Annotated in this window: 22 protein-coding genes; 12 read left to right on the top strand and 10 right to left on the bottom strand. The window is 35.7% G+C overall.

Features of this window, described 5'->3' with window-relative positions:
- Positions 1-120 precede the first annotated feature (120 nt).
- A complete protein-coding gene (locus tag ABN236_RS03035) occupies positions 121-993 on the top strand; it encodes a fructosamine kinase family protein (protein ID WP_349473351.1) in 873 nt (290 codons plus the stop codon).
- Positions 994-1,127: 134 nt separating this feature from the next.
- Here ABN236_RS03035 and ABN236_RS03030 read toward each other — a convergent pair whose 3' ends face one another.
- Positions 1,128-1,667, bottom strand: a complete 540-nt coding sequence (locus tag ABN236_RS03030) for a YniB family protein (protein WP_349473350.1) — start codon at positions 1,665-1,667, stop codon at positions 1,128-1,130.
- A 199-nt stretch (positions 1,668-1,866) separates the two neighbouring features.
- On the opposite strand from ABN236_RS03030, the gene hxpB reads away from it, so the two are divergent.
- From hxpB to ABN236_RS03010, 4 genes are all read left to right on the top strand, one after another.
- Entirely contained in the window at positions 1,867-2,535 is a 669-nt protein-coding gene (gene hxpB, locus ABN236_RS03025) for a hexitol phosphatase HxpB (RefSeq protein ID WP_349473349.1), read from the top strand.
- A gap of 309 nt (positions 2,536-2,844) precedes the next feature.
- Positions 2,845-3,411, top strand: a complete 567-nt coding sequence (locus ABN236_RS03020; protein ID WP_349473348.1) for a metal-dependent hydrolase — start codon at positions 2,845-2,847, stop codon at positions 3,409-3,411.
- 243 nt (positions 3,412-3,654) lie between these two features.
- Positions 3,655-5,046, top strand: coding sequence for an L-cystine transporter (locus ABN236_RS03015; protein WP_349473347.1), 1,392 nt, complete (start codon positions 3,655-3,657; stop codon positions 5,044-5,046).
- A 137-nt stretch (positions 5,047-5,183) separates the two neighbouring features.
- Positions 5,184-6,047 (top strand): hypothetical protein, encoded by an 864-nt coding sequence (locus tag ABN236_RS03010; protein ID WP_349473346.1) that lies wholly within the window; start codon positions 5,184-5,186, stop codon positions 6,045-6,047.
- 85 nt (positions 6,048-6,132) lie between these two features.
- Here ABN236_RS03010 and htpX read toward each other — a convergent pair whose 3' ends face one another.
- From htpX to msrC, 5 genes are all read right to left on the bottom strand, one after another.
- Entirely contained in the window at positions 6,133-7,011 is an 879-nt protein-coding gene (gene htpX / locus ABN236_RS03005; RefSeq protein WP_088495802.1) for a protease HtpX, read from the bottom strand.
- Positions 7,012-7,424: 413 nt separating this feature from the next.
- Entirely contained in the window at positions 7,425-8,777 is a 1,353-nt protein-coding gene (locus tag ABN236_RS03000; RefSeq protein ID WP_194952336.1) for an OprD family outer membrane porin, read from the bottom strand.
- 911 nt (positions 8,778-9,688) lie between these two features.
- The gene (gene prc / locus ABN236_RS02995; RefSeq protein WP_088495804.1) at positions 9,689-11,749 is read right to left on the bottom strand and encodes a carboxy terminal-processing peptidase; all 2,061 of its coding nucleotides are present in this window, start codon (positions 11,747-11,749) and stop codon (positions 9,689-9,691) included.
- A 19-nt stretch (positions 11,750-11,768) separates the two neighbouring features.
- Positions 11,769-12,464, bottom strand: coding sequence for an RNA chaperone ProQ (proQ, locus tag ABN236_RS02990; RefSeq protein WP_088495805.1), 696 nt, complete (start codon positions 12,462-12,464; stop codon positions 11,769-11,771).
- 95 nt (positions 12,465-12,559) lie between these two features.
- On the bottom strand, positions 12,560-13,057 hold the full coding sequence (gene msrC / locus ABN236_RS02985; protein ID WP_088495806.1) for a free L-methionine (R)-S-oxide reductase MsrC: 498 nt from the start codon (positions 13,055-13,057) through the stop codon (positions 12,560-12,562).
- A 233-nt stretch (positions 13,058-13,290) separates the two neighbouring features.
- Here msrC and yebS point away from each other — a divergent pair, with 233 nt between their 5' ends.
- From yebS to ABN236_RS02970, 3 genes are all read left to right on the top strand, one after another.
- Complete coding sequence (gene yebS / locus ABN236_RS02980) at positions 13,291-14,592, top strand: membrane integrity lipid transport subunit YebS (RefSeq protein WP_370992864.1); 1,302 nt, start codon at positions 13,291-13,293, stop codon at positions 14,590-14,592.
- Positions 14,534-16,852 (top strand): PqiB family protein, encoded by a 2,319-nt coding sequence (locus tag ABN236_RS02975; protein WP_349473345.1) that lies wholly within the window; start codon positions 14,534-14,536, stop codon positions 16,850-16,852. The genes yebS and ABN236_RS02975 overlap by 59 nt, the downstream gene beginning before the upstream one ends.
- Before the next feature lie 211 nt (positions 16,853-17,063).
- A complete protein-coding gene (locus ABN236_RS02970) occupies positions 17,064-17,306 on the top strand; it encodes a DUF1480 family protein (protein WP_075673379.1) in 243 nt (80 codons plus the stop codon).
- A 303-nt stretch (positions 17,307-17,609) separates the two neighbouring features.
- On the opposite strand, the gene ABN236_RS02965 is transcribed toward ABN236_RS02970, so the two are convergent.
- From ABN236_RS02965 to ftnA, 4 genes are all read right to left on the bottom strand, one after another.
- The gene (locus tag ABN236_RS02965) at positions 17,610-17,954 is read right to left on the bottom strand and encodes a YebY family protein (protein ID WP_088495809.1); all 345 of its coding nucleotides are present in this window, start codon (positions 17,952-17,954) and stop codon (positions 17,610-17,612) included.
- A 47-nt stretch (positions 17,955-18,001) separates the two neighbouring features.
- Positions 18,002-18,898 (bottom strand): copper homeostasis membrane protein CopD, encoded by an 897-nt coding sequence (gene copD / locus ABN236_RS02960; RefSeq protein WP_088495810.1) that lies wholly within the window; start codon positions 18,896-18,898, stop codon positions 18,002-18,004.
- Positions 18,898-19,290 carry a copper homeostasis periplasmic binding protein CopC gene (gene copC / locus ABN236_RS02955; RefSeq protein ID WP_349473344.1) on the bottom strand — a complete coding sequence of 131 codons (393 nt, stop codon included), beginning with the start codon at positions 19,288-19,290 and terminating at the stop codon, positions 18,898-18,900. Before copC ends, copD begins: the two co-directional genes overlap by 1 nt.
- 434 nt (positions 19,291-19,724) lie before the next feature.
- Positions 19,725-20,228 carry a non-heme ferritin gene (gene ftnA, locus ABN236_RS02950; protein WP_075673382.1) on the bottom strand — a complete coding sequence of 168 codons (504 nt, stop codon included), beginning with the start codon at positions 20,226-20,228 and terminating at the stop codon, positions 19,725-19,727.
- Positions 20,229-20,928: 700 nt separating this feature from the next.
- Here ftnA and ABN236_RS02945 point away from each other — a divergent pair.
- From ABN236_RS02945 to nqrE, 4 genes are all read left to right on the top strand, one after another.
- Complete coding sequence (locus ABN236_RS02945; RefSeq protein ID WP_072062602.1) at positions 20,929-21,363, top strand: universal stress protein; 435 nt, start codon at positions 20,929-20,931, stop codon at positions 21,361-21,363.
- Between the two features lie 309 nt (positions 21,364-21,672).
- A complete protein-coding gene (locus ABN236_RS02940) occupies positions 21,673-22,053 on the top strand; it encodes a DUF2628 domain-containing protein (RefSeq protein WP_194952330.1) in 381 nt (126 codons plus the stop codon).
- 241 nt (positions 22,054-22,294) lie between these two features.
- Positions 22,295-22,846, top strand: coding sequence for a class IV adenylate cyclase (gene cyaB, locus ABN236_RS02935; protein ID WP_349473343.1), 552 nt, complete (start codon positions 22,295-22,297; stop codon positions 22,844-22,846).
- A gap of 336 nt (positions 22,847-23,182) precedes the next feature.
- A complete protein-coding gene (nqrE, locus tag ABN236_RS02930) occupies positions 23,183-23,782 on the top strand; it encodes an NADH:ubiquinone reductase (Na(+)-transporting) subunit E (RefSeq protein ID WP_099659653.1) in 600 nt (199 codons plus the stop codon).
- Positions 23,783-23,793 lie beyond the last annotated feature (11 nt).

The following is a 23,793-nucleotide window of genomic DNA, read 5'->3' as shown; positions in this document are numbered from 1 at the left end:
ATCCCGTTTTTTAGCTTTATACTTTATTGATTTAATTAAAGTGTTATTGTCATAGTATAAACATCGCTCGTTATTATTTTATTTGGGTCTACTAAGTAAACAACTTTGCGAGGTGTAAGTATGTGGCAGAATATAGGTCGTTTACTGGAATCAAACTTAGGATTTTCAGCAAAGATAAACGAAAAAATTCACCTTTCTAGTGGCGATATTCATCACACATGGAAAATTTATTATGGTGATACGCCTGTTTTTGTGAAATCCAACTTGCGTGAATTTCTGCCTAATTTTAAAAATGAGGCAGAACAACTCGAAATGTTGGCAAAAAGCCAAACAATTCGAACTCCTCGGGTTCTTGGTATCGGTAATAGTAAAGATGCCAGCTTCCTGCTTCTTGAGTTTTTGCCTGTTCAACCATTTACACCTCATAGCGCCTACTGTTTTGGACAACAACTAGCAAGACTACATCAGTGGGAAGAGCAACCTAGCTATGGCTTTGATTTCGATACCCAAATCGATACAACACCTCAACTCAATAGCTGGGAAAAACGCTGGAATCACTTTTATTCGGAAAAACGTATTGGCTTTCAGCTACAACTGGCTTCTGAGAAAGGCATGATTTTTGGAGATATTGATGAGGTCACTCAAATCATCAATCATCGCCTTGCTGATCATAATCCACAACCCTCCCTGCTTCACGGCAACTTATGGCCTAAAAACTGCGCTGCAATTGGTCAATCAGAAGGTACGGTGTTCGATCCTGCTTGTTATTGGGGAGATCGAGAGTGTGATATCGCGATGTTACCGCTTTGCACAGCAGTACCTGCAAATATTTTCGATGGCTATCAAAGTGTTTGGCCACTATCAGATAAGTTTTTATCACGTCAGCCTATTTACCAACTCTATTTCTTCCTTAACCGTTGCAATCTATTTGGAGGAGAAGAAAATTATTTAGAAGTCAGAAAAATAATTGATGACCTATTAGCAAAACCTTAATAGGAAACGAGTGAAGTCGTGCTGGGATAAAATACATAAACTAAAAATATAACCTCGCCTGATTCAGTTGTGCGAGGTTTATTTTTCCCTTTAGTTAATATAAATGAACCGTCCTCGTTCACTTTAAAGCAGTGTTACCATCCTAAGAATTTTATCAAGAAATAGCCTATTGCAATGACAATTAGAGGTGATAGATAAAGCACCATAATTTGCGTAAAGATAGTATGTCGAGGCAATTTGATATTTTGTTGCAATTCCTCAGCCGTCACACCACTTTTCATTGCGCGCTCGATAATCAGCTGATCTTGTATATTTTCTTTCAAATATTTCACTTGGCGATAAATTCGTAATCCTGATGCACTAAATGCTAAGCCAATAAACATAAAAAGAAAGATAACAAAAAAAGTGATATTTTCTTGGCTAAATCCCATTTGTGTATTGGGGATAGGTGAATTTCGCCAGAAAAAATCTAAGAAAGGTGTATTAAATTGCACCATTTCCGCTAATACACGAAAAAAATCATTAATTACGGCATTTACACCATCACCACTTGGGCGTTGTATTGCAGCCAATCCTGTCAATGATACGGCTGTCGAAATAAAGGCAGGAATAAAAATAAGCCAACCAAGTACACGCTTTAAAATGGCATACAATCCTGCATATTGATAACTCATCACATCCTCACTAGTAGAATTCGTCAATATTTATCTGTTTATCGTAGTCTAATTAACGGCTAATACGACAATAAATTAATAGTAGCTATTCTCTCTATTTATTTTACACAATAAATAAGAAACTGATTAAAAAGATTTTCTTTGTAACTCTTGCTACAATCGCCACTCGACAACATAGACCTTATTTATGGAGAGTAACATGTCTTTTAAATTCCCTATTGAAGCTGCAATATTTGATATGGATGGTTTATTAATCGACTCTGAACCATTTTGGCAGCAAGCAGAACATGAGGTCTTTGCTGAATTAGGCGTCGATTTATCCCTTGCATCGGCAATGCCCGATATGGTTGGGTTAAGAATAAACGAAGTCATTGATTTATGGTATAGAGCATCACCTTGGCAAGGCCTTTCAAAACAAGAAGCAAAACAAAAAATGGTTTCTCGTGTTGTCAAATTGGTCGAAGAAACAAAGCCACTATTACCGGGTGTCGAGCATGCTTTAGAGCTTTGCAAATCATCAGGATTAAAAATTGCACTGGCATCCGCATCTCCTGACTTTATGCTTGAGCGTGTACTTGAGTTATTTAATATTCGTCATTACTTCTCTGCCGTCGTATCTGCTGATGAATTGCCACACAGCAAACCTCACCCAGAAGTTTATCTAAACGCAGCTAAAGCTCTTAATCTTGATCCTATCCACTGTGTTTCATTAGAAGATTCTCGCAATGGTATGATTGCTTGTAAAGGTGCAAGAATGCGCTCTATCGTTGTGCCAGCAACAGAACAATTTAATGATAAACAATGGGGCTTAGCTGATGTGAAAATTGCGTCACTCAACGAACTAACGCAACTGCATTTATTGGGCTAATTTCCATAAATGAAAAGGATATCCTGCTTTGTAAGATATCCTTTTTATTCTATTTTTAATGTTCACAGCTCTCCTCACTCTTTTTATCTTTAAGGCATCCACTTGTACATTTCGTTTAATGCCCACTTGCCTTTATCTGACTTTTCAGTTTTTTATCCTAAATTCGATCATTTTTAAATCAATCAAATAAAATATTCCTGTTATTCCTTAATATTTAAGGCAATTTTTATCTTTTTTGTCTGTTAGTTATCGTCAAAACCTTTTATACTTCATTACTGTATAAATGAACAGCAAACGAACAGACATGGAATGACAGCAGAAGGACATCTACTTTTTTCTGTAGCAACACTTGTGTTAGCGCAGAAACTTGAAATAACGCCAGCTCTTGCTCATGGTGATTGGTTTCACATGATCCCTGCTGTCTTATTAGGCTCACTCCTACCTGACTTAGATCACCCTGGTTCTATTCTTGGGCGATTATTCCGTATTATCTCTCTACCTCTATCAAAACTCTGTGGTCATAGAGGCTTTACACATAGCTTGCTTGCATTTTGTGGTTTAGCTATTTTGTGGGAAACCCAAGTTTCATCACGTTGGGATATTTCTGCTGATATCTTCCATGCCCTTTTATTGGGCTATCTTAGCCATCTCATTGCCGATATGTTAACTCCCGCTGGCGTTCCTTTCTTGTGGCCTTTAAAAATGCGTTTTACATTACCTATTTTAGGCAAAAAGAATAATAAAAAAGGCGAGAGATTTATCTCTGTTTTGATCCTTGTTGGTGCGCTTTTTTTACCTCCTCACCTTACTGTTACCCTACCTTCGCAAGTCAACAACTGGTTACAGATGTACCACGATAAGCGTACTAATTTTTAACACCCCCTGACAAAACCCTACGTTTCTCTATCTATTTATAAATTCTTACATCTTTTTGTGCCTACTTTCCTTGTCTTTATAACCAAACGATTATATAAAATAATAATTAATTATAAAAAATTATTAACAATCCTGTTACCATATAACGAATTGGTGCTGTTATATCCTTTCTTATTACCTAAGAACTCATATCGCATACAATCGTCGAAATTATATAAATAAAGATCTCGTTGGAGAGTTAAGATGAATTTTCCGTTAATCATTAACGTACTCGTCTTTGTTGTGCTATTACTCATCTTGGCTAAATTAAGTCAACGTCAGTGGAGCCTTTCAAAGAAAGTTCTTGTTGGTTTAGTTTTTGGTGTTGCTTTTGGACTAGCACTGCACGCATTCTATGACTCACACGATCCTATTATTAAAGAATCTATTCTTTGGTTTAATATCGTGGGTAATGGCTATGTACAACTGTTACAAATGATCATTATGCCATTAGTCTTTGCCTCTATTCTTAGTGCCGTAGCTCGTTTGCATCAAGCATCATCACTAGGAAAAATTAGTGGTCTCACTATTGGCACACTATTATTCACCACAGCTATTTCTGCCTTAATCGGTATTGTTATTGCTAATTTATTTGGCTTAACAGCAGAAGGCTTAGTGCAAGGTGAACAAGAGGCACAGCGTCTGATTGCGCTTGAACAAAATTATATGGGCAAAGTTTCTGACTTAACGATGCCACAACTTATTTTGTCATTTATTCCTAAAAATCCATTTGCTGATTTAACTGGTGCAAGCTCAACATCGATTATTAGTGTTGTTATCTTTGCGACTTTCTTAGGTATGGCAGCACTAAAATTACTCAAAGAAGATCAGCCTCGTGGTGAGAAAGTTTTAGTCGCGATTGATTGCTTACAATCATGGATCATGAAGCTAGTTCGTATTGTTATGATGTTAACACCTTACGGTGTAATGGCTCTGATGACCAAAGTTGTTGCAAGCTCAAATATGCACGACATCATTCAATTAGGAAGCTTTGTTGTCGCCTCTTATGTTGCTATTGGCTTAATGTTTGTTGTTCATGGTTTACTGGTCAGCTTTACAGGTTTAAACCCGATTAAATTCTTCAAAAAAGCGGGACCTTTATTAGCATTTGCATTTACAAGCCGTTCAAGCGCTGCAAGTATTCCGCTAAATATTGAAACACAAATTAAGCGTGTTGGTGTGCCAGAATCTATCGCGAGTTTCTCATCATCTTTTGGTACAACAATTGGTCAAAATGGTTGTGCGGGTATTTACCCTGCGATGTTAGCCGTTATGGTTGCACCTACTGTGGGCATTAACCCATTAGATCCAATGTGGATCGCAACTTTAGTTGCTATCGTGACTGTTAGCTCTGCCGGTGTTGCTGGTGTGGGTGGTGGTGCAACATTTGCAGCTCTTATCGTTTTACCTGCAATGGGCTTACCTGTGACATTAGTTGCTCTGTTAATCTCTGTAGAGCCGTTAATCGATATGGGACGTACAGCATTAAACGTTAGTGGCTCAATGACAGCAGGTACAATCACCAGCCAGATTATGGGACAAACGGACAAAGCGGTCTTCAACCAAGATGAAGAAATTGAACTTACAGTAAAATAAACTTTATCTACCTCTATTGATAAAGCCAGTTCATTTTGAACTGGCTTTTTTTTGTATCTATATTAAGTTACATATCTTCTATTAATATCATTCACCAATATCAATAAAAAATCTACAAACATAACAAGGTAAAGATCGTGCAAAAAATTATGCGCGTTTTGCGTAAACTCTATAAATATGAAAACAGTCAATATGATCCTGAACGCCAAGTCTCACTGTATCAGCTTGATATTCTTTCAGACAAAGAACGAAACTTGTTATCTGACGCCAATTGGCAACCTAATATTATAGAAAGATTTGCTGATCACGCTGATGTTATTACAAAACTAAATAGCTTAAAGGATAATCCATTCCTCACCCAAGAACGTTGCTTGAATGCTTTTATTGCGGGTGTCGGTGGCAGTTATCTCAGAGGTCGTTCTGTTTTAGGGGCTTTTCATAAATTACAAAATTTGCCATTACACGATTATGAAGAGAAGCCTCAATATGCCTGCTGTTGGGTTTGTAGTGATGGTGATCAGCAAAAACATATTAATGACAGCTATTTTCAATATTGCCTCTATTACGGTAATTCTTATACAGGCAATCCCTCTTATGCTTACTTGAATTTAAAACATCTACTCACCGTCACGCCTGTTAACCCAACACAAGCAGATAAAGAGATCTTCAAGCAATTACTCCAATTATTACGCAATGCACCTGAAGATGAGACACCGGGTAGATTTGAAAAGCGGTTAAATGAGGCTAAATTAATTTCTGGTGATAGATATACCAAACGAGGCGTTTTGCACTCACTTGCCTTAATTGGTGTTATTCCTAATGCCTATATTCCATTATCTTTGGATCATTGGGCTAATTTCGGCGATATTACCATTGCAGAAAATCAACTTAATAACACAAAAGGCCGCTCTGATATGGAAATGCCGTGGGCGGGCTGGAAAGGTAATCTGAAAATTGATGAAGAAAAAGTGGCGATATACTTTGGCGAATATTTAGATTAAACACCCTGCTCTTTACAAATAGAAAGCGCCCAATACTTTCATATCGAGCGCTTTAATTTGAGAGTTCGCGATTAAACTTTCAACCTTATTTCAGATACTCACCGTTACGTAGTGCTTCAATACGCTTATCTAATGGTGGGTGAGATAAAAATAGCTCGCTGAATGACTTATTACGGCCATTAATACAGAAAGCCATCATGCTACTTTCTTCTTGTGGCTCGTAACTTGTTTTCAAACGTTGCAATGCAGCTATCATTTTCTCACGACCGACAAGCTTTGCAGAGCCTGCATCTGCATGGAATTCACGATAACGTGAGAACCACATTGTAATAATGCTGGCAAGAATACCGAATACAATTTCCAGAACCATTGAAACACCCATATATACCCACGGGTTTCCATTACTATTTTCGCTCTCTTCATCATTAGAGATAAAGTTGGCAACGAATTGGGCAATGATACGAGAAATAAAGATAACGAAAGTATTCACAACACCTTGTAGCAAGGTCATGGTTATCATATCACCATTAGCAACGTGGCTAATTTCGTGAGCAATAACCGCTTCCGCTTCATCACGGCTCATACTGGCTAACAAACCGGTACTCACTGCCACCAGCGATGCATCACGACGAGCACCTGTTGCAAATGCATTAATATCAGGCGCATCATAAATTGCCACTTGTGGCATTTTAATACCGACTTGTTCAGATTGGCGTCTTACTGTATCTAATAACCAGCGCTCTACTTCTGAAGTTGGGTTTTCAATAACTTGACCACCCACTGAACGTAATGCCATCCATTTTGACATTAATAGTGAAATAAATGCACCACCAAAGCCAAATAAGCCCGCCATGATCATCAAGCCTTGAACACTACGACCTTGTATACCTGTTAAAGATAAGATGATCCCAAAAACAAACATAACGGCTAAGTTTGTTAACAGGAATAAAGCAATTCTCATCATATTGATACTGTTCCTATTTTATCTAATTATCACATTGCAAAAACTGTCTTATAAATAAGGCTTTTTTAGATTTTATCAAGCCTTTTAACTTATTTAATATTAAAAACGATATAACTTTACATTTTGATAAAAAAAATAGCCAGTGAACACCTTATATTAGGCATCATTTAAAACTTAAGTATAAAGTAGGATTGATAATAGATGATGTGATTTTTCTGTTTTGTAAAACTGAAGGGATTACTCAGGAATGGTTTGTATCGTTTAATATAGTGGCAATGGGTTTATCATAAAAAATCATAACTCACGCGACGCGAACACCGGTAGAGTAACTGCCTCTGTATTTTTATGCACGACTTACAACGTATGCAAGTCGTGCATCTGATATAAGCAATAAGCTCAGTTAACGCTATAAATTACATTTTGAAACGATATGTAGTTGTCATAGAGCCTGATAATGAGTGAGCTCGTTGTGAGTGACCATCATAAAGTTTTGGTGTGGTGTAGTCGTTTTCTTGCTGGTGGTGCCAGCCGATACCACCGCTTAAGGAAACAGAAAGATTTTTGGTTGGCTTCCAATAACTAAATAAACCAAACTGTCCTTGTTTTAATCTTTCACCAGAATAGCTGAATTCACTATAGTTAGTACGCGCACCAACAGACAATTCCTCGTTAACTTTATATGCTGCTTCTAATGCACCCATAACCTCACCATCACGTACATAGTCAATATCTGCGTAAGCTGGTGAGTTAAAGCGTCCACGGGTATTACCAATTGGGTTACGAGCGAATTGACCAACACCATTCGCTTTTTCAGCATCGGTATAAGTCACACCTGTACGAATTGTCCATGGAGACTCTGGAATGCGCCATTCCATAGTACCTGCAAAGTGCCATGCGTCATTATCAAAGTTACGTTTGCCTTTATTGGCATCACTTAATGTACGTTTACCATCACTACCGTAATCGTGATAATAAACAACACCACCAATAGTCACATCTGAGGTTAATTTATATTTTGCTTCTAAACCGTGCTGACGGAATACATCATCCGCTTGACCATAGAAATAAAATACTTTTAACGGTTTAGAGTTGTAGTTAATACCACCAGTAAGGACATGGTCGATATTATGTCTAACGCCATTACCATCACTGAAATACATTCTGTCGATATTTGGGCTATCACGACGCATTACTTTACCGTCAAGGAACAGTAAATCTAAGTTCCAATCGCCCAGTGCTGTATTGGTTGCATAACCATTGTAGCTGTTTAATGACAGACGCTGTGAGTTAGTAAAAATACCCGTATTTTTCAGAGTAAACCAACCTGCTTTACCATTAATCATTACAGGATCTAAATCGAATTTAACTTTTGCAAAACGCTGACCAATTTTGTTATAGCCTTTTGCTTCGCCATCATCATTAAATAAAATTGCACGAGAGGCGAAGTCTTTACTTGCGCCTAATTTGATACCACCATAATAAGAGACATCAAATCCTAGAATGCCACCTAAATAACCTGATTTGAAATCAGCTTGGAAGTTTTGACCCCAAGCATTAGCAACTTGTTTTCTGTAACGCTGCTCATTTTTATCAAAGCGGTTTTCAGTTTTTAAGTATTTCCACATATTAATTGTAGAGAGCTCAAGTTCTGAATCTGAAATAAATGCGCTTTCTTTAATTGAGTTTTCCCAATTCGCAGCATTAGCAGCGCCTACCGCTAAAAAACAAGGAGACAGCATAAACAATACTAATTTTTTTACTTTCATCTTAATGCAACCTGGTTAATAAATATTTGAATTAAGTTATGCTGATTTATACTCAGCAAGTTTAATAAAGCACCATTTCTTTATTTAGCTAAAAAATAACCTTTGATTAAATTTATAGTTGCACCAATTTCAAGCAATAGAGTCATTTTTTGGCATAAAAAATCCAATATGGATATCTCACCATATTTATATTTACTTATTTTTTCGTAATAAAATCCTATAAGCAAATTGTAGATTATTTGCCTTTAGTCATTATCCCTTACGTAGAGAACCTTACTCTGAAAATATAATATTTCAGTTATGACATGTTGCTCTAAAAATACATTTTGAACTCATAGAATAAAGATAACTCATCATTTAGGTAAGATTTTAGCTAACGCGTCAATAATCAAAAATGACGCAAATATTTCATAATCTGTATACTATAGTAATTTTATGTCAGTTTAAGAGATCATTGTCACAACATGTTACATTTATTGCAATAGACATGCCATCAAATGAGATCTTAATCACAATAAAAAACCGCTTTATCTTTTTATTCCACTTATATGAAAAGAAGTTTATTTCTTATCTAAAAATCAACTTAGTATTCTCTCTTATAGCTTACAAAGTTATTCAAGATATATTTCGAATTAAAAATTAAGTTACATAAAGTAAAATTTAAATATCCATTTATTAAAAATTATTTATATTACTGGTAACTTAATATACTAAATAACTAAAAATATGAATGATCCCACCCCAAAAGATATTATTGGCTCTCTTAAAAGTTTTTTGATGGAATGCCTGATAAACATTGATTAGCAATGATAATTTTATATCTCGATTAATATAAATATAAAAACCCCCCAGCAATTGGTTATCCAACTATTGGGGGGTTGCTTTAAGTATCTGTTGTTATAACTGATAACTTAATTTAATAATTTCTTAGGCTTAAGCACTTTTGAGAGATCCACTGCAATTTTAGCAGTTTCATCTAAATAAGGATCTGGACCTTCATAATCCTTAGGCAAATCATCGAGTGATTTCAACGCAGGCTTACCCTCTAATTTAAAACGCTCATTTATGCGGTTTAATTTAATGGCTTCTAGCTCTTTGTTTTCTTTCTCTCTTTCAGCAAAGTTTAGGATAACAAATTTATCTTCACCTTTTGCTTTAGCATCGTTATAACGCTGAATATCAGCAAAGATGTATGAAAACTCTCGGTCATTTGCAATGCGCTTAGCATGCTGTTCAGTTAATGGTGCGAACGCCGCTTTCAGTTTGTCTGAATACTCAGATAGCTGATAGCTTGCAGGGGAAATACTATCCCAAGGCAATGCGTTATCTTCAAAACTTTCACCCATTTCAGCACTATCAAAGCTTGGTAACAATAAATCAGGTGTTACCCCTTTAAGCTGAGTACTACCACCATTAATTCGATAGAATTTTTGAATGGTGTATTGCACTGAACCTAAACCAGGCCAATCAGGACTTAGCATTTGATCGTAAACACGGGTTAATGGGCGATATTGTTGAACCGTTCCTTTACCGAATGTTTGCTCACCTACAATTAATGCTCGTCCGTAGTCTTGCATTGCAGCAGCAAAAATTTCAGAGGCAGAAGCACTAAAGCGATTTACGATAACAACTAGCGGCCCTTTATAATAAACGACATCATCTTTATCGAAATCTTGTCGTACACGACCATTGTTATCTCTGACTTGCACAACAGGACCACTTGGAATAAATAATCCTGAAAGTGAAATCGCCTCTGTTAATGCTCCACCGCCGTTACCACGTAAATCAATAACTAAAGATGAAACGTTATCTTTCGCCACTTTTTGTAACTGTGTTTTCACATCATTGGTTAAACCAACATAAAAGCTTGGAATATCCAAAATTGCAACTTTATCACCATTAATGACTTTTTCAGTCAGCTTAACAGCTCTGTCTTCTAAACGGATTTGCTCTCTGACTAAAGTGATTGTTCTTGGTTTAGCGCCTTTCTCATCAGAAATAACCTCTAATTTTACTTGGCTACCTTTTGGCCCTTTAATCAACGCAACAATATCATCAAGTCGCCAGCCGACAACATCAACCATTGGCTTATTTTGTTGCCCTACTGCAATAATTTTATCGCCAACTTTCAACTCTTTGCTTTTTGCAGCCGGACCACCGGTTACCATAGAGTTGATCATTGGGTAATCATCATCCATCTGTAATACAGCGCCAATACCTTCTAAAGAAAGACTCATTTCAGAGTCAAAGGCTTCTGTATTTCTTGGTGATAGATAACTTGTATGAGGGTCAATTTCGCGGGCAAATGCCGACATAATGACTTGGAAAACATCTTCGCTTTGGCTTTGCGTTTGACGACGTAACGCAGCTTTATAACGCTTAGTTAGTGTCTCTTTAACTTCACTATCTGTTTTTTCAGATAGCTTCAGCGTTAACCAATCATATTTTACTTTTTCATCCCAAAGTTTATCTAGCTCAGCTTGAGTTTGAGGCCATGGCGCTTTTGTTCTGTCTAACTCAAACTTATCTTGGCCAGTTAAATCCATGGGTTTATCTAGGCGGTTTAAAGCATATTGAAAACGTTCAAAACGTCTTTTTTGCGCTAAATTAAAGAGATCATAAAGGGGCTGAAGCTCACCTTTTTTCAGATACTCACCTACTTTGGTTTTTTCTTTATCAAACTGGGCAATATCTGATGCTAGCAACACATTGTGGCTATAATCTAATAAATTAAGATAGCGATTAAAAATCTTTTCAGAAAAGCTCGCATCTAGCGAGAACTGACGATAATGAGAGCGTTCAAAACGAGAGGTTACTCGCTCGCTCACAGTAGAATGTTGTGGCTCTTGCTTTAATTCGGGTAACTGATCAATGGTTACCATTGCTGGAGTGGCTGGTTTCTCAGCCATCACAACAGAAGTGCCTGTTAACGTTAATCCGATTGCAAAAGCCACATTTAAAAGTTTGTTCATGCTCTGGTTGGCCTCCGTATCAGAACTTTAAATGTTCCGTGCGTACATTCATTGCCAAACCGTTAGGCAATTGTACACGTACACCCTCTTTCGCTATCTCTAGCACTGTCGCATCCATCACGCTGCTACCAACGTTAACTTTCAGCGATTGACCAACAGTAAGAACTGAGGTGTCTTTCACTGGAATTAACTTTTCGGTATTTTGACGTGGTGGTGCTTTACGAGGTGCTTGAGTCGCTTTTTGAGGACGAGGCTGCCGTTTTTCACCATCTTTAGGTGGCTGACGACGCGTATTATTTGGCTTTTTCGCTGCCGGACGTTTGCTGGTCTCCTTATCACCTTCAGCTTCGCGCTTCTTAGCACGTTGTTCTGCTCTCTGAGCTTGAACGCGCGCCTTAGCTTCTGCTAATTGTGTACGAGCATGTTCAATATGCTCAGCTTCCAGTTCGCCGCAGTCATTACCATTCAAATCGACACGTTTTGCCCCTTCTTTAACTCCATAAAGGTAGCGCCAACTTGAGGTATACAAGCGTAATGCCGAACGTAACTGTGTTTTGCTCAGTTGAGTTTCATCTTTTAGATCTTCAACAAGATCTTGAAAAATGCCAACTTTCAAAGGGCGAGCTTCACCCTCAGCGATAAAACACTTAGGGAAACGTTCAGCTAAAAAAGCGATGATTTCTTTACTACTATTCAACTTAGGTTGATTTTCCATGAAATTTCCTGATTACAACGGTTTTGCCAACCAGCGCAGGCATGAACAAGCGACATTATAATAGTGTTGCCAACAATTTCTATGGCAAACGCCTGTTAACTTACACAAAATTCACAATATTTTGCTGTATGACAAGTTTTTAAATGCTCGCAGAGCACGTCACACAACGCTTTAAGCCCATTTTCATCTTTTTTATCAAAACGATCAAAAATAGGACTATCAATATCGAGAACGCCGATAATTTGTCCATTTACTTCTAAAGGTAGAACAATTTCAGACTGACTTGCACTGTCACAAGCAATATGACCACTAAATTGGTGAACGTCACTTACTCTTAAAATTCTGTTTTCAGAGTATGCAGTTCCGCAAACTCCTTTCCCAAAACCTATTCTGACACAAGCAATTTTGCCTTGAAATGGGCCAAGGACTAATGAATCACCATCATTAAGATAAAACCCAACCCAATTTATCGTATCTAACTTCTCGTAAAGAAGAGCGCTGGTATTAGCAAGTGATGCGATAAGATCATTTTCACCAGACAACAAGGCTGACAAATTATCAGTGAGTTCCTGATAAAAAAGCGATTTTGGCATCATTAAACCCTATTTGCGTAACTAAAATAGATAACATACTCGTAATTTAGCCTATTTTATCTTGAGGTTGAATACTCCATTTTCAAGAATTGGGTAAAAAAACGATAATATTCCCTTAACACCCACAAAAAAAATCAGACACTTAGTATTGTAAAATGAAAGGCATAAATATAATAAAAATGATAACTTGTGAACCATTGAGTATAGGTACTTTTTTTTAGCTTAATCAAACGATAACTCTTAAGAAAACCAACTTAGGCGAATTAACGAGCAACATAGTGAACAATATCGCAACAAAGGAAAAAAAATCAATACGCTGTCAGGAGTGTGATCACCTCGTGACACTCCCTCTCGCATTAAAACGTGGAGAGGATGCTTATTGCCCTCGTTGCCAAGCAAAACTTGCCTCTTATCGATATTGGTCATTAACTCGTCTACTTATTCTCTCTATTACAATGCTTATTTTGGCATCGATAGCATTTACTCAACCACTAATTAAAATTCATCTATTAGGCACAATGATAACGGCGAATGTACTTGACGGGATTCGCATGATGTCGGAGCAAGGCTCTCCTCTTACAGCAACGATGGTAGCCTTTTGTGCTATTGCAGCACCGCTTAGCCTCCCCATCGCTATTTTATATCTCCATTTAGGATCTCGCTTGCGCCTTAATCTTCGCCCGGTCTTATTGATGTTAGGGAAATTAAAAGAATGGGTAATGCTAGATGTCTATTTGATTGGACTTGGTGTTGCAACAATAAAATTAGGCGATTATGCAACTGTCTATATTGGCAATGGCTTAATTGCTTTTATTTCTTTAATGATACTCAGCTTATTAATGCTAATTAACATTAATATGGACCAACTTTGGCAACGCTTTTACCCACAAAAAGAGATAGAAAAAAGTCCTGCAACTTGCCATGCTTGTCATTATCATTTTAAAAAAACACCATCAACACACTGTCCACGTTGTAAATCTTGTTATACCCCAAGACAGCCAATGAGTTTACAAAAAACATGGGCGGCATTAATTTCAGCAATAATTTTACTAATACCTGCAAATTTATTGCCTATTTCTATCTTCTATTTAAATGGTCAACGCAGTGAAGACACTATTTTTTCAGGCGTACTTTCCTTAGTGAATTCAGGCAATACACCAATTGCGATTATCGTTTTTATTGCCAGTGTTTTTGTGCCTTTTTTCAAAATTATTATTATGTTGGGCTTATTATTAAGCATTCATTTTAATTCTCGTATTGACCCTCTACTACGAATGAAACTATACCGTTTTGTCTCTTGGATAGGACGATGGTCAATGCTTGATCTCTTTGTGATTGGGCTGATGATGTCATTGATTAATCGAGATCAACTGATGACTTTCACAATGGGCCCAGCGGCTTTTTATTTTGGTACTGCGGTTATTCTTACTATCCTTGCCGTTGAATGGTTGGATAGTCGTTTACTATGGGATACTTATGCAACAAGAAGAAAACGACGTTCAGGACACACAAGCCCAAATACGCCGCAAGCGTAAAATTTCGACATTTTGGCTACTCCCTGTTATCGCCATTTTTATTGCTAGTTGGTTGCTTTTCCAACATTGGCAAGATAAAGGCGTACAAATCACGATTGATTTTCAATCCGCATCAGGAATTGTCTCTGGCAGAACACCTATTCGCTATCAAGGCGTTGATGTGGGTCTTGTTAAAGATGTCACTTTAAGCGATGACTTACGTCGAGTTATTGTTACGGCTGATATCCGCAAAGATCTCGCGACCGCATTGCGCAAAAACACACAATTTTGGCTAGTTACACCTAAAGCCAGCCTTTCTGGTGTATCAGGGCTAGATGCTTTAGTGGGTGGTAACTATATCAGCATGTTACCCGGTGACGGCGAAAAGCAGTTTAAATTTATTGCTCAAGAAGTTCGTCCTCAAGCTAATATCGATAAAAATCAGCAATTAATCACTTTGACGGCAGATAAACTGGGATCGCTCAATGTTGACTCGCAAGTTTATTATCGCCAAGTTCCTGTTGGTAAAGTGTATAGCTATGCGATTCGCCCTGATAATCAGGGTATTTTTATTGAACTTAGTATCGATAAACAGTATGCCCACTTAATACGTCAAGATAGCCATTTCTGGAACGTCTCTGGCTTTCAAGGTAATTTCAATTTAAAAAGTGGCGTATCTGTAAAAATGGAAAGCGTTTCTGCTTTAATCAATGGCGCAATTGCTTTTGATTCACCAGAAAATAGCCCTCCAGCACAAGAAAACCAGCAATTTGTTTTGCAATCAGCCACCTCTGTCGATGCGGGCAAAGCAATATATGGTGAAGATGGATTAATTATTTCTCTAACCAGTGAAGAAAGCTGGGGAGTCGATGCGGGGCAACCTATTCTTTTCAGAGGAATTACTATTGGGCAAATCATTCAGCGTAATATGAGTGATGATGGCGTTATCTTTGATGCAATTATTGCCCCTGAATATAAGCATTATATTTATGAAAATAGTAAATTTGTTGCCAATAGCCGAATCAACGTCAATATGGGTCTAAATGGTATTGAAGTTCAAGGTGCGACACCTCAAGAGTGGCTTGAAGGAGGTATTCACCTTATTCAAGGTACTAAAGGGGCACCTAAAGAACAGTATCGCCTTTACCGTAATGACTTTTTTGCGAAAGCCAGTATTAATGGTAATGAATTACCGGTGACACTGACTTTAAAAGCCTCAAGCCTTCCGGGTATCCAAAAAGGTTCAGTGGTTCTTTATCATCAATTTCAAGTCGGCGAAATTACTGATGTTCGGCCTTTAATGAATGATTTTGATATTGATGTTTATATTTCTAAACAATATCGTCATCTACTCACAGAAAAGAGTGTCTTCTGGACTGAAGGCGCCGCTAAAGTCTCCGTTAATGGCTCAGGATTAACTGTTGAAGCGACACCATTAAATCGCGCATTAAAAGGTGCAATCAGTTTTGATAACTTCGAAAATATCAATAATAACGTTTCACGTTACAAACTCTATCCATCAGAAACTAGTGCCCGAGCTATAGGCGCACAAATTACGCTAAAAACATACGATGCAAGTAAACTCTCTGAAGGAATGCCTATTCGCTATTTAGGAATTGATATTGGACAAGTCGAATCATTAATCCTTTCGCCAGATAGAAAAGCGGTAACTGTATCAGCCGTTCTCTACCCTGATTATGTCAAAACCTTTGCAAAATCTGGCAGCCGCTTTGCAGTTGTTACTCCTGAATTAACAGCATCAGGATTAGATAACTTGGATTCACTGATTCAACCTTATATTAAAGCAGAGCCCGGCAATGGTGGCGTATATCGTCAATTTGAATTGCAAACATCCAACATTACAGACTCACGCTATCTCGATGGATTAAATCTTGTGTTAAATGCCACGGAGGCAGGTTCAGTACAAATTGGTACGCCAATTTACTATCGCGGTCTTGAGGTCGGTGCAGTGACAGGTCTTGAACTAGGAAACATGTCTGACAGAGTATTAATTCACATCCGTATTAGTAAAAAATACCAATACCTTGTTCGAAATAATACAGAGTTTTGGCTTTCATCAGGATATAACTTCTCGTTTGGTTTAACTGGCGGAGTTATTCGTAGTGGTACATTCAAGCAATTTATACGTGGTGGGATCACTTTTGCAACACCACCTTCCACACCATTACAAGCGAAAGCCAAACAGGAACAGAATTTCATTTTAAATGACAAGGAACCCAAAGATTGGGATGAATGGGGAACAGCAATACCTAAGCCTTAAAAATTAGATAATTCTGCCCTATTTCAGATAATTTATTTAAAGCGGATCACAAAAAATGATCCGTTTTTTTTATTTCAAAAAAATATTTTGGAAATAGATTCCATTTATACTATGCTTAATTTTGTTTGGTCAAAAAGCATTCTTTAAAATAAATGCCACCAACAAAACACAACGGAACACAACACGACATCGCTTAAACCGGAGCTTTATTATGAAAAAGACAACGTTAAAAATTGCTTGCTATGAAATTGAAGATATTACTTTAAAACACTCTTCCGATAATCAATTAACTTATATTCATATTCCATGTGATTATGACAAAGAGTTTTGCATGCAATTAGATGGATGGGATGAAAACACAAGTATTCCAGCTCAATTGAAAGATAAAAATATTCTGCTTTATCGTCATGCTTATGATAAAGATAGCCACCACTGGATCTTAAAAGTGGCGTAACGAGATGCTAAAGCGAAATAAAAAAAGCCAGATAAATCATTTATCTGGCTTAGGGAAATGGCTCATTGCGAGCCGTGCGCTAAAAAGTAATTGCTGATTACTGCATAAACAAAAATCGAGGATTAACTCAGACTTTTCTATCTCACAACCTACTGTTAAATATTAGCTAACAATATGTAAAGATCCAGTAAACAACCTAGTAGCACACCATTTTCTATTCAAAAAATCTTCGCTTATAATTTTTATCATTTAAATCAATGCGATAAAAATAAAAAATTATTAGTTATATTATTAATCACTTGATTAATTGCTCTCACAGAGTGACTTAATCGCATTCTGTATCACTTCTACTGATTTTTTCTTTTCAGGTGTATTCGGATCTGGCAGTAAAATAACATCAATTAACTGTGCTTTTACTTTTCCACTTTCCATCTGTTTCATTGCAATCTCATTAAGTGGATACTGCATCAGTGTTGCTGGATTAATCACAAACCAAGCGCCATCAGCACGACAATTAAGCATCACCTCTTCTCGTGTAAATGGCCAATCGTCACCAAATTGAAGCTTGCTGACCGTTGAAATAGGTGCTGCCGAGAATGCTTGAAAAGAAAACAACATTAACATTCCCGCTAATAAAAAACGTTTCATGTGGATATCTCACTTAAGAAATTAGGTTTTTTCGATTATATAACAATCTATACAGGTGAGTTAATCGCAAAGATGGCGACAGTAAAAATAACCATTGTCCCAAGTAATAGTTCAAGCCAACTATTCACTAGCAACCATTGAAAATTATTTTTCTTACGGATATGAGGTACTAAAACATAACGATTGATTACGGCTAAACCAAGCATTAACACCACTAAGCTAATCTTAAGCCATAACATACTTTGATATTCAGATGATAATTGTACTGCTGGCCATCCCGGGATTAACATAACGGCACTGATAATACCGGTAATAGTAACCAATAAAACAGCAATATGACCAAAAAGTGAAAATCGCTTCATTGTGCCAATGATAGGTTTGATCATCCCATCTGCAAGCTCGTCTTTATTACGTAAAAACTGCAAACAAGCGACAAATGGCCATAAACCACCAAACCAATATGCGGCACTAATAAGATGAATACTTTGGTTAACTTTATAAAATATCGCTTCTGATCCTGTAAACATTGCACCATGACCAATAAATGCATGTAAGATCAACATAATTGAAGCAACAATTAATAGAGAGAAGTTACGAATATAACGTTGGTGTATAAATAAAACAGCTAACGCAATGGTTGCCAAAACTAATTGCCATTGCCAAACTTGACCAAACGAAGTACCTAATACCGCTTTCCATATTTCAAATGACCAAGCATCCTCCCATCCATCACCCATAATACCGGATTGTACAACCATCCATAGATAAGTCGTAATAAAGACAGTGACAGTACTAATGGCTAATGCAGGACGCAAACGAACTTGAATAAGAGGAATGAATTTATCTTTTGCAAGAATGGCAGCCGAGAAGCTCAGTCCGAACATAAACATGACTGCCACGAAATGGAAAAAACGGCATAAAATATAAACGTCTTCAGGTGTCATTATTTTACACTAAATTGATAAGAACCTTTTGTCTTGTGCCCATCAACAGAAACAACGTTCCAATTAACTAAATAGTTGCCTTCTGCTAAATCATTTTCTAAAGGCAATAATAATTTAGTATTGTTAACAGGGTCTAAACTCAATTTTCCTACGGTAATTTCTTTACCATCACTATTAGTGACTTTGATTTTGCTAAAGGCTAATTCAATACCTTCAGAGAAGTCTAGCGTAATAACCTTAGGCGCTTGAGATTGTTCAATAGCTGCACCTTCAGCAGGTAACTGTGATTTTAAGTGTGCGTGTGCTAATGCTTGTTGGTATGACATACCAAGGAATAAAACAGCGATAGCCGATAATTTACCCCAAGATGTCTTAAGTGTATTTAATGACATAATAACCTCTTAAATTACAGGTGATTTTTTTATTTATGGAAATATTTTATAGCAAATTTACGTCAAGATCTTCGCTTCTTGATATTAGAAATAAAAGGTTGTGAACTAGCACTCAAAATATATGTTATTTAGACCAGTTTCTGTTTCAAATATCACCCATTTTTACACTTCGAAAAAATATAATACCCATATTGACAGTCTAAACAGTTCAATACATAACCGAATACAACTAAAAGTAAAATAAACACCCTGCATAAATAACAGTCAAAAAGAATTTTTAGGATAAAAAACGAGCAAACAAAAGTGAAGAAGAGATAAAAAATAGAAATAAGAATGGAGGCAATACAGAAGAATAAAAAACGCCCTGCTATTCAGTCACAGCAGAGCGCAATAATTCATTTATTAACTTAAGCAATCTAACGCTTTATTAATAATTAAACATGTGCAGATGTTGATAATGTGTTCAGATCTTTATCTAACAAGAATAAAGCCTTACCACTGTCACCAACCATTGCTAATTTATCTAGGATTGATTTAAATAATTTCTCTTCTTCATGCTGTTCTGCAACATACCATTGTAAGAAATTAAACGTTGAATAATCCTGAGTTGTCATTGCAACATGTGCTAATTTATTAATCTCAGATGTAATGTGTTTTTCATGCTCATAAGTTTTATCGAATAACTCAGATAATGATGAGAACTCAGCTGGTGGAGCTTCAATCGCACCAAGTAAAGGCATAGCACCTGTATCACTTAAGTAATCAAATAAACGGTGCATATGTTCCATTTCTTCACGTGAGTGAGCTTTTAAAAACTTAGCTGCACCATCGAATCCTTTATCGTCGCACCAAGCACTCATTTGCAAATAAAGATTTGCTGAATAAAACTCTAAATTTAACTGTTCATTCAATTTATTGATCATATCTTGATGTAACATATTTTACGTCCTTTGCGATGAAAATTAACATTACGGATATTATGCACACTTAAAAATAAAAATATAGTTATTTAAATATAGTTTTTGTTTATTTTTTCAATCAATTAACTGTAATAAAAATAAAAACCAATCTCATTTGTAATATGCCATCTCTCTATTTTAATGTTAAATAGTACTTATTATCATTAAGAATGAGAATATATTTAATCATTATAATAAAAACAACATAACACATTGAAAAGTAACAATATAATATTTAAAACTTAAATTTTTATTTTAGTTTTTATAATTATTAATTTTTTCTTTAGAGTCCGGAACTTCTGATTAACATTGAATAAAAATTATATTTAATCCATTAAAGAATATTCAAAAATAAGCTTTACCATATATCAATAAATATATAAAAAGTGATATCTATGATGATCATTATTATAAAAAAGTATCCTTTCTATTACTTCTTATCACTTCTCATTTTTTATAACTTCTATTTGATATTGCTACACATTTATTGACTCAGACAGCAGTTTTTTTCACTTTTTTTCATATAAAAAAATACATAACTCTCAAAAAATAAAAATAATCTCAATTTTTGTGCAGTTTTTCATTTTGACTGATAAGATTAGTAGGTAACTCATATTTGTATGCACAAAAAATTAATATTAAAGCCCTAATCATAATAAAAGGTTAATTAGGAGCCACTATGACAAAAACAGTGTTAGTACCCGTTGATTTTACAGAGCTTGGTTTATTGGACAAGGTTGTGTCTCATCTAAAAGCATTGTCTGTCGCTGACAAATTGAATATTCATTTTTTATCAGTCATTCCAAGTTATGAGTCTTTTGTCGGATTTGCATTCGCAGGCCAAGATAGACTAGCAAGTGACAAACAACGTATTGAAATTGCATTATCTACGCTAAAAGAAAATTTATCGCACATTGATATTCCCAATAGTACAACTCAATTTTATGTGTCTATAGGTAATCCTCGCGATAAAATTTTAGAAACCGCAAAAAAAATTCAAGCAGAACTGATTGTCATTGGTTCTCGTAATCCTGGTATGAAAACTTATCTTCTAGGTTCTACTGCATCTTCCGTGGTCAGTTACGCAGAATCATCTGTATTAGTCGTGCGTTAATCACCTGCCTCCATAAGAAATCTGGTATTCGTCATAAACCAGATTTCTTATTCTTTTCACCATAAAATTCATTCAAAATAATATTTTATTTTATCGCCCTTATTTTTAAGAGTAGTAATTAAAAATATATTCTGAAGCAATAAGATAATTATTAAAAAATGATTAAAAACATATTTACTTTAATGCTTTTTATATAATCTTCTATATTAATCCTCCCTTAATAAATTTATATTGTTCATAATGTTAAATTATGTAAAGATGCTTTTCCTATTAAGACTAAATTTAATCAACAGGGTAAAAGGAATTAAAATGAATAAAGAAATTTCCGAAAAATGGCAAGAGCGTTTTTCATTTTTTGATCAATATGGCTCACCTAAAACACCAGAATATAAAGCTGCTTATAAAGCACTTTCCTTTGGTAAGCGTATTCTTATCGGAATGAATATCTGGGCATTTTTCTTTGGTTTTATTTACTTTCTTATTTTAGGGTTATGGCGCAAGGCATTAACATTATTTGCTATTAACATTGCTATTTTTACTATTATTGGCTTTTTACCTGTCAATAATGGTGTTATCAATGCTGTAGGTATCGCAATTAACGTTTTATGGGCTATAACAGCCAACTATGCGTATTACTTGAAAGAAACCAAAAATGATCAAAGCTGGAACCCGTTTGAAGGTGTTCTGTAAAAATAAAAGGGGCAATGCCCCTTTTATTTTCTCTTATTCCTTCTTTTATTAATAACACTATATCCCCCTCTCTTTATTTCATAGTCATTCTATCCATTACTCTATTTAAATATTTCTATATAATCCTTCATCATCATTTTTTAAAATAGAAAATAATGAAATAACACTAAACGTTCGTTTTTACCTCAGAAGGATACTTTACTAATGCTATAATGCATTAACGCTAAATTAGGGAAAACGTATGTCTGATCACTTTCAAGGTAAATTTGAAGCCGAACTGAAATATCACCTTCAAAATCCACAAGAATTTGTTAACGAACTAAAAAAATCAGGCGCCACATTATTTACGCCAGAGAATCAAGAAACAGATTGGTACATGGAGCATAATAATACTAAATTTTCAGCTCCTACTATCAGTTTATGTGTAAGAAGAATGCTCCCCGCAGGAATAAACCTTCTTATCGTTAAAGGTCCTGATTTATCACAATGTGAAGCTGTTCGTATTGAAGATGCAGAAAAAACAGTCTCTATGTTTACCACACTTGGCTACCACTGTATTCTCAATTACACAAAATCAAGAGAAATCTATTTTCTAGATGAGTTTCATATCACTATCGATAAATTAGATAAACTAGGCTCATTTGCTGAATTTGCTATCATGACGGACGACCAAAGCAAACTCTCGCTCTACGCTGACCAATTAAAGCACTTAGCCGCAAAATTTGGCTTTACAGAAAAAGATCTTGAGAAAAATAATTATAAAACACTAATGTTAAATAACCTCAAGTCATAAACAATTTTACTCAGTAGATCTTTTCATAGAAATTATCAAAATTCTCTAATCGGAGCACCAATATTCTATCAATAGATATTGGTGCTTTGTTATTTCTAGCATTGTTTTACCTTATCCACTAAAAAGTAAAAAATGACGAATTGAATAAAAAATTCATTTGAATGCCATATTTATTATATTTATCTGAGAATTTTATTTTCCTTATCTCAAATAAAGCACTTTCTTAGTCAAAAAATGTCATTTAGATCTAATTTTAAAGATATTTTTGTAATACCACTTATATTAATGCACTGTTTTTACTAGAATTAGTAAAAAAACATATTAATAGGAGGGGTTATGCTTGAAAATTACCTTAATATCTTTATTAAGGCAACTTTTGTTGAGAATATGGCATTAAGTTTCTTTTTAGGAATGTGTACTTTTCTTGCTGTCTCTAAAGAAGTAAAAACCTCATTAAAACTAGGTCTTACTGTTACTGCCTTACTTATTATTGCTACGCCTATCAATAATTTAATCTATCATTTCATTCTAAAGAAAGACGCGGTAGTCGAAGGTATTGATCTTAGCTTTCTTAGATATATCACTTTTATTGGCGTTTTAGCCGCATTAGTTCAAATTTTAGAAATGTTTTTAGATAAATTTATCCCTTCACTTTATCATTCATTAGGGATCTTTTTGCCTTTATTGACTATTCATTGCGCTATCTTTGGTGCCACCATTTTTATGGTTGAACGTGACTACACATTTACTGAATCAGTGATATATGGTGCTGGGTGTGGCATAGGTTGGCTACTTGCGATTATCGCGCTCTCTGGTTTACGTGAAAAAATGAAATATTCAGATATCCCCAAAGGATTGAGAGGGTTAGGGATCACATTCATCACGGTAGGATTAATGTCTCTTGGTTTTATGTCGTTCTCAGGAATTTCGCTTTAAAAGCTTATTTT

It is taken from the genome of Proteus sp. fly-1013 (assembly GCF_040140245.1).
Classification (GTDB): domain Bacteria; phylum Pseudomonadota; class Gammaproteobacteria; order Enterobacterales; family Enterobacteriaceae; genus Proteus; species Proteus mirabilis_B.
The sequence above is the reverse complement of the archived record's forward strand: the minus strand, read 5'-3'. Positions and strand labels throughout refer to the sequence as shown.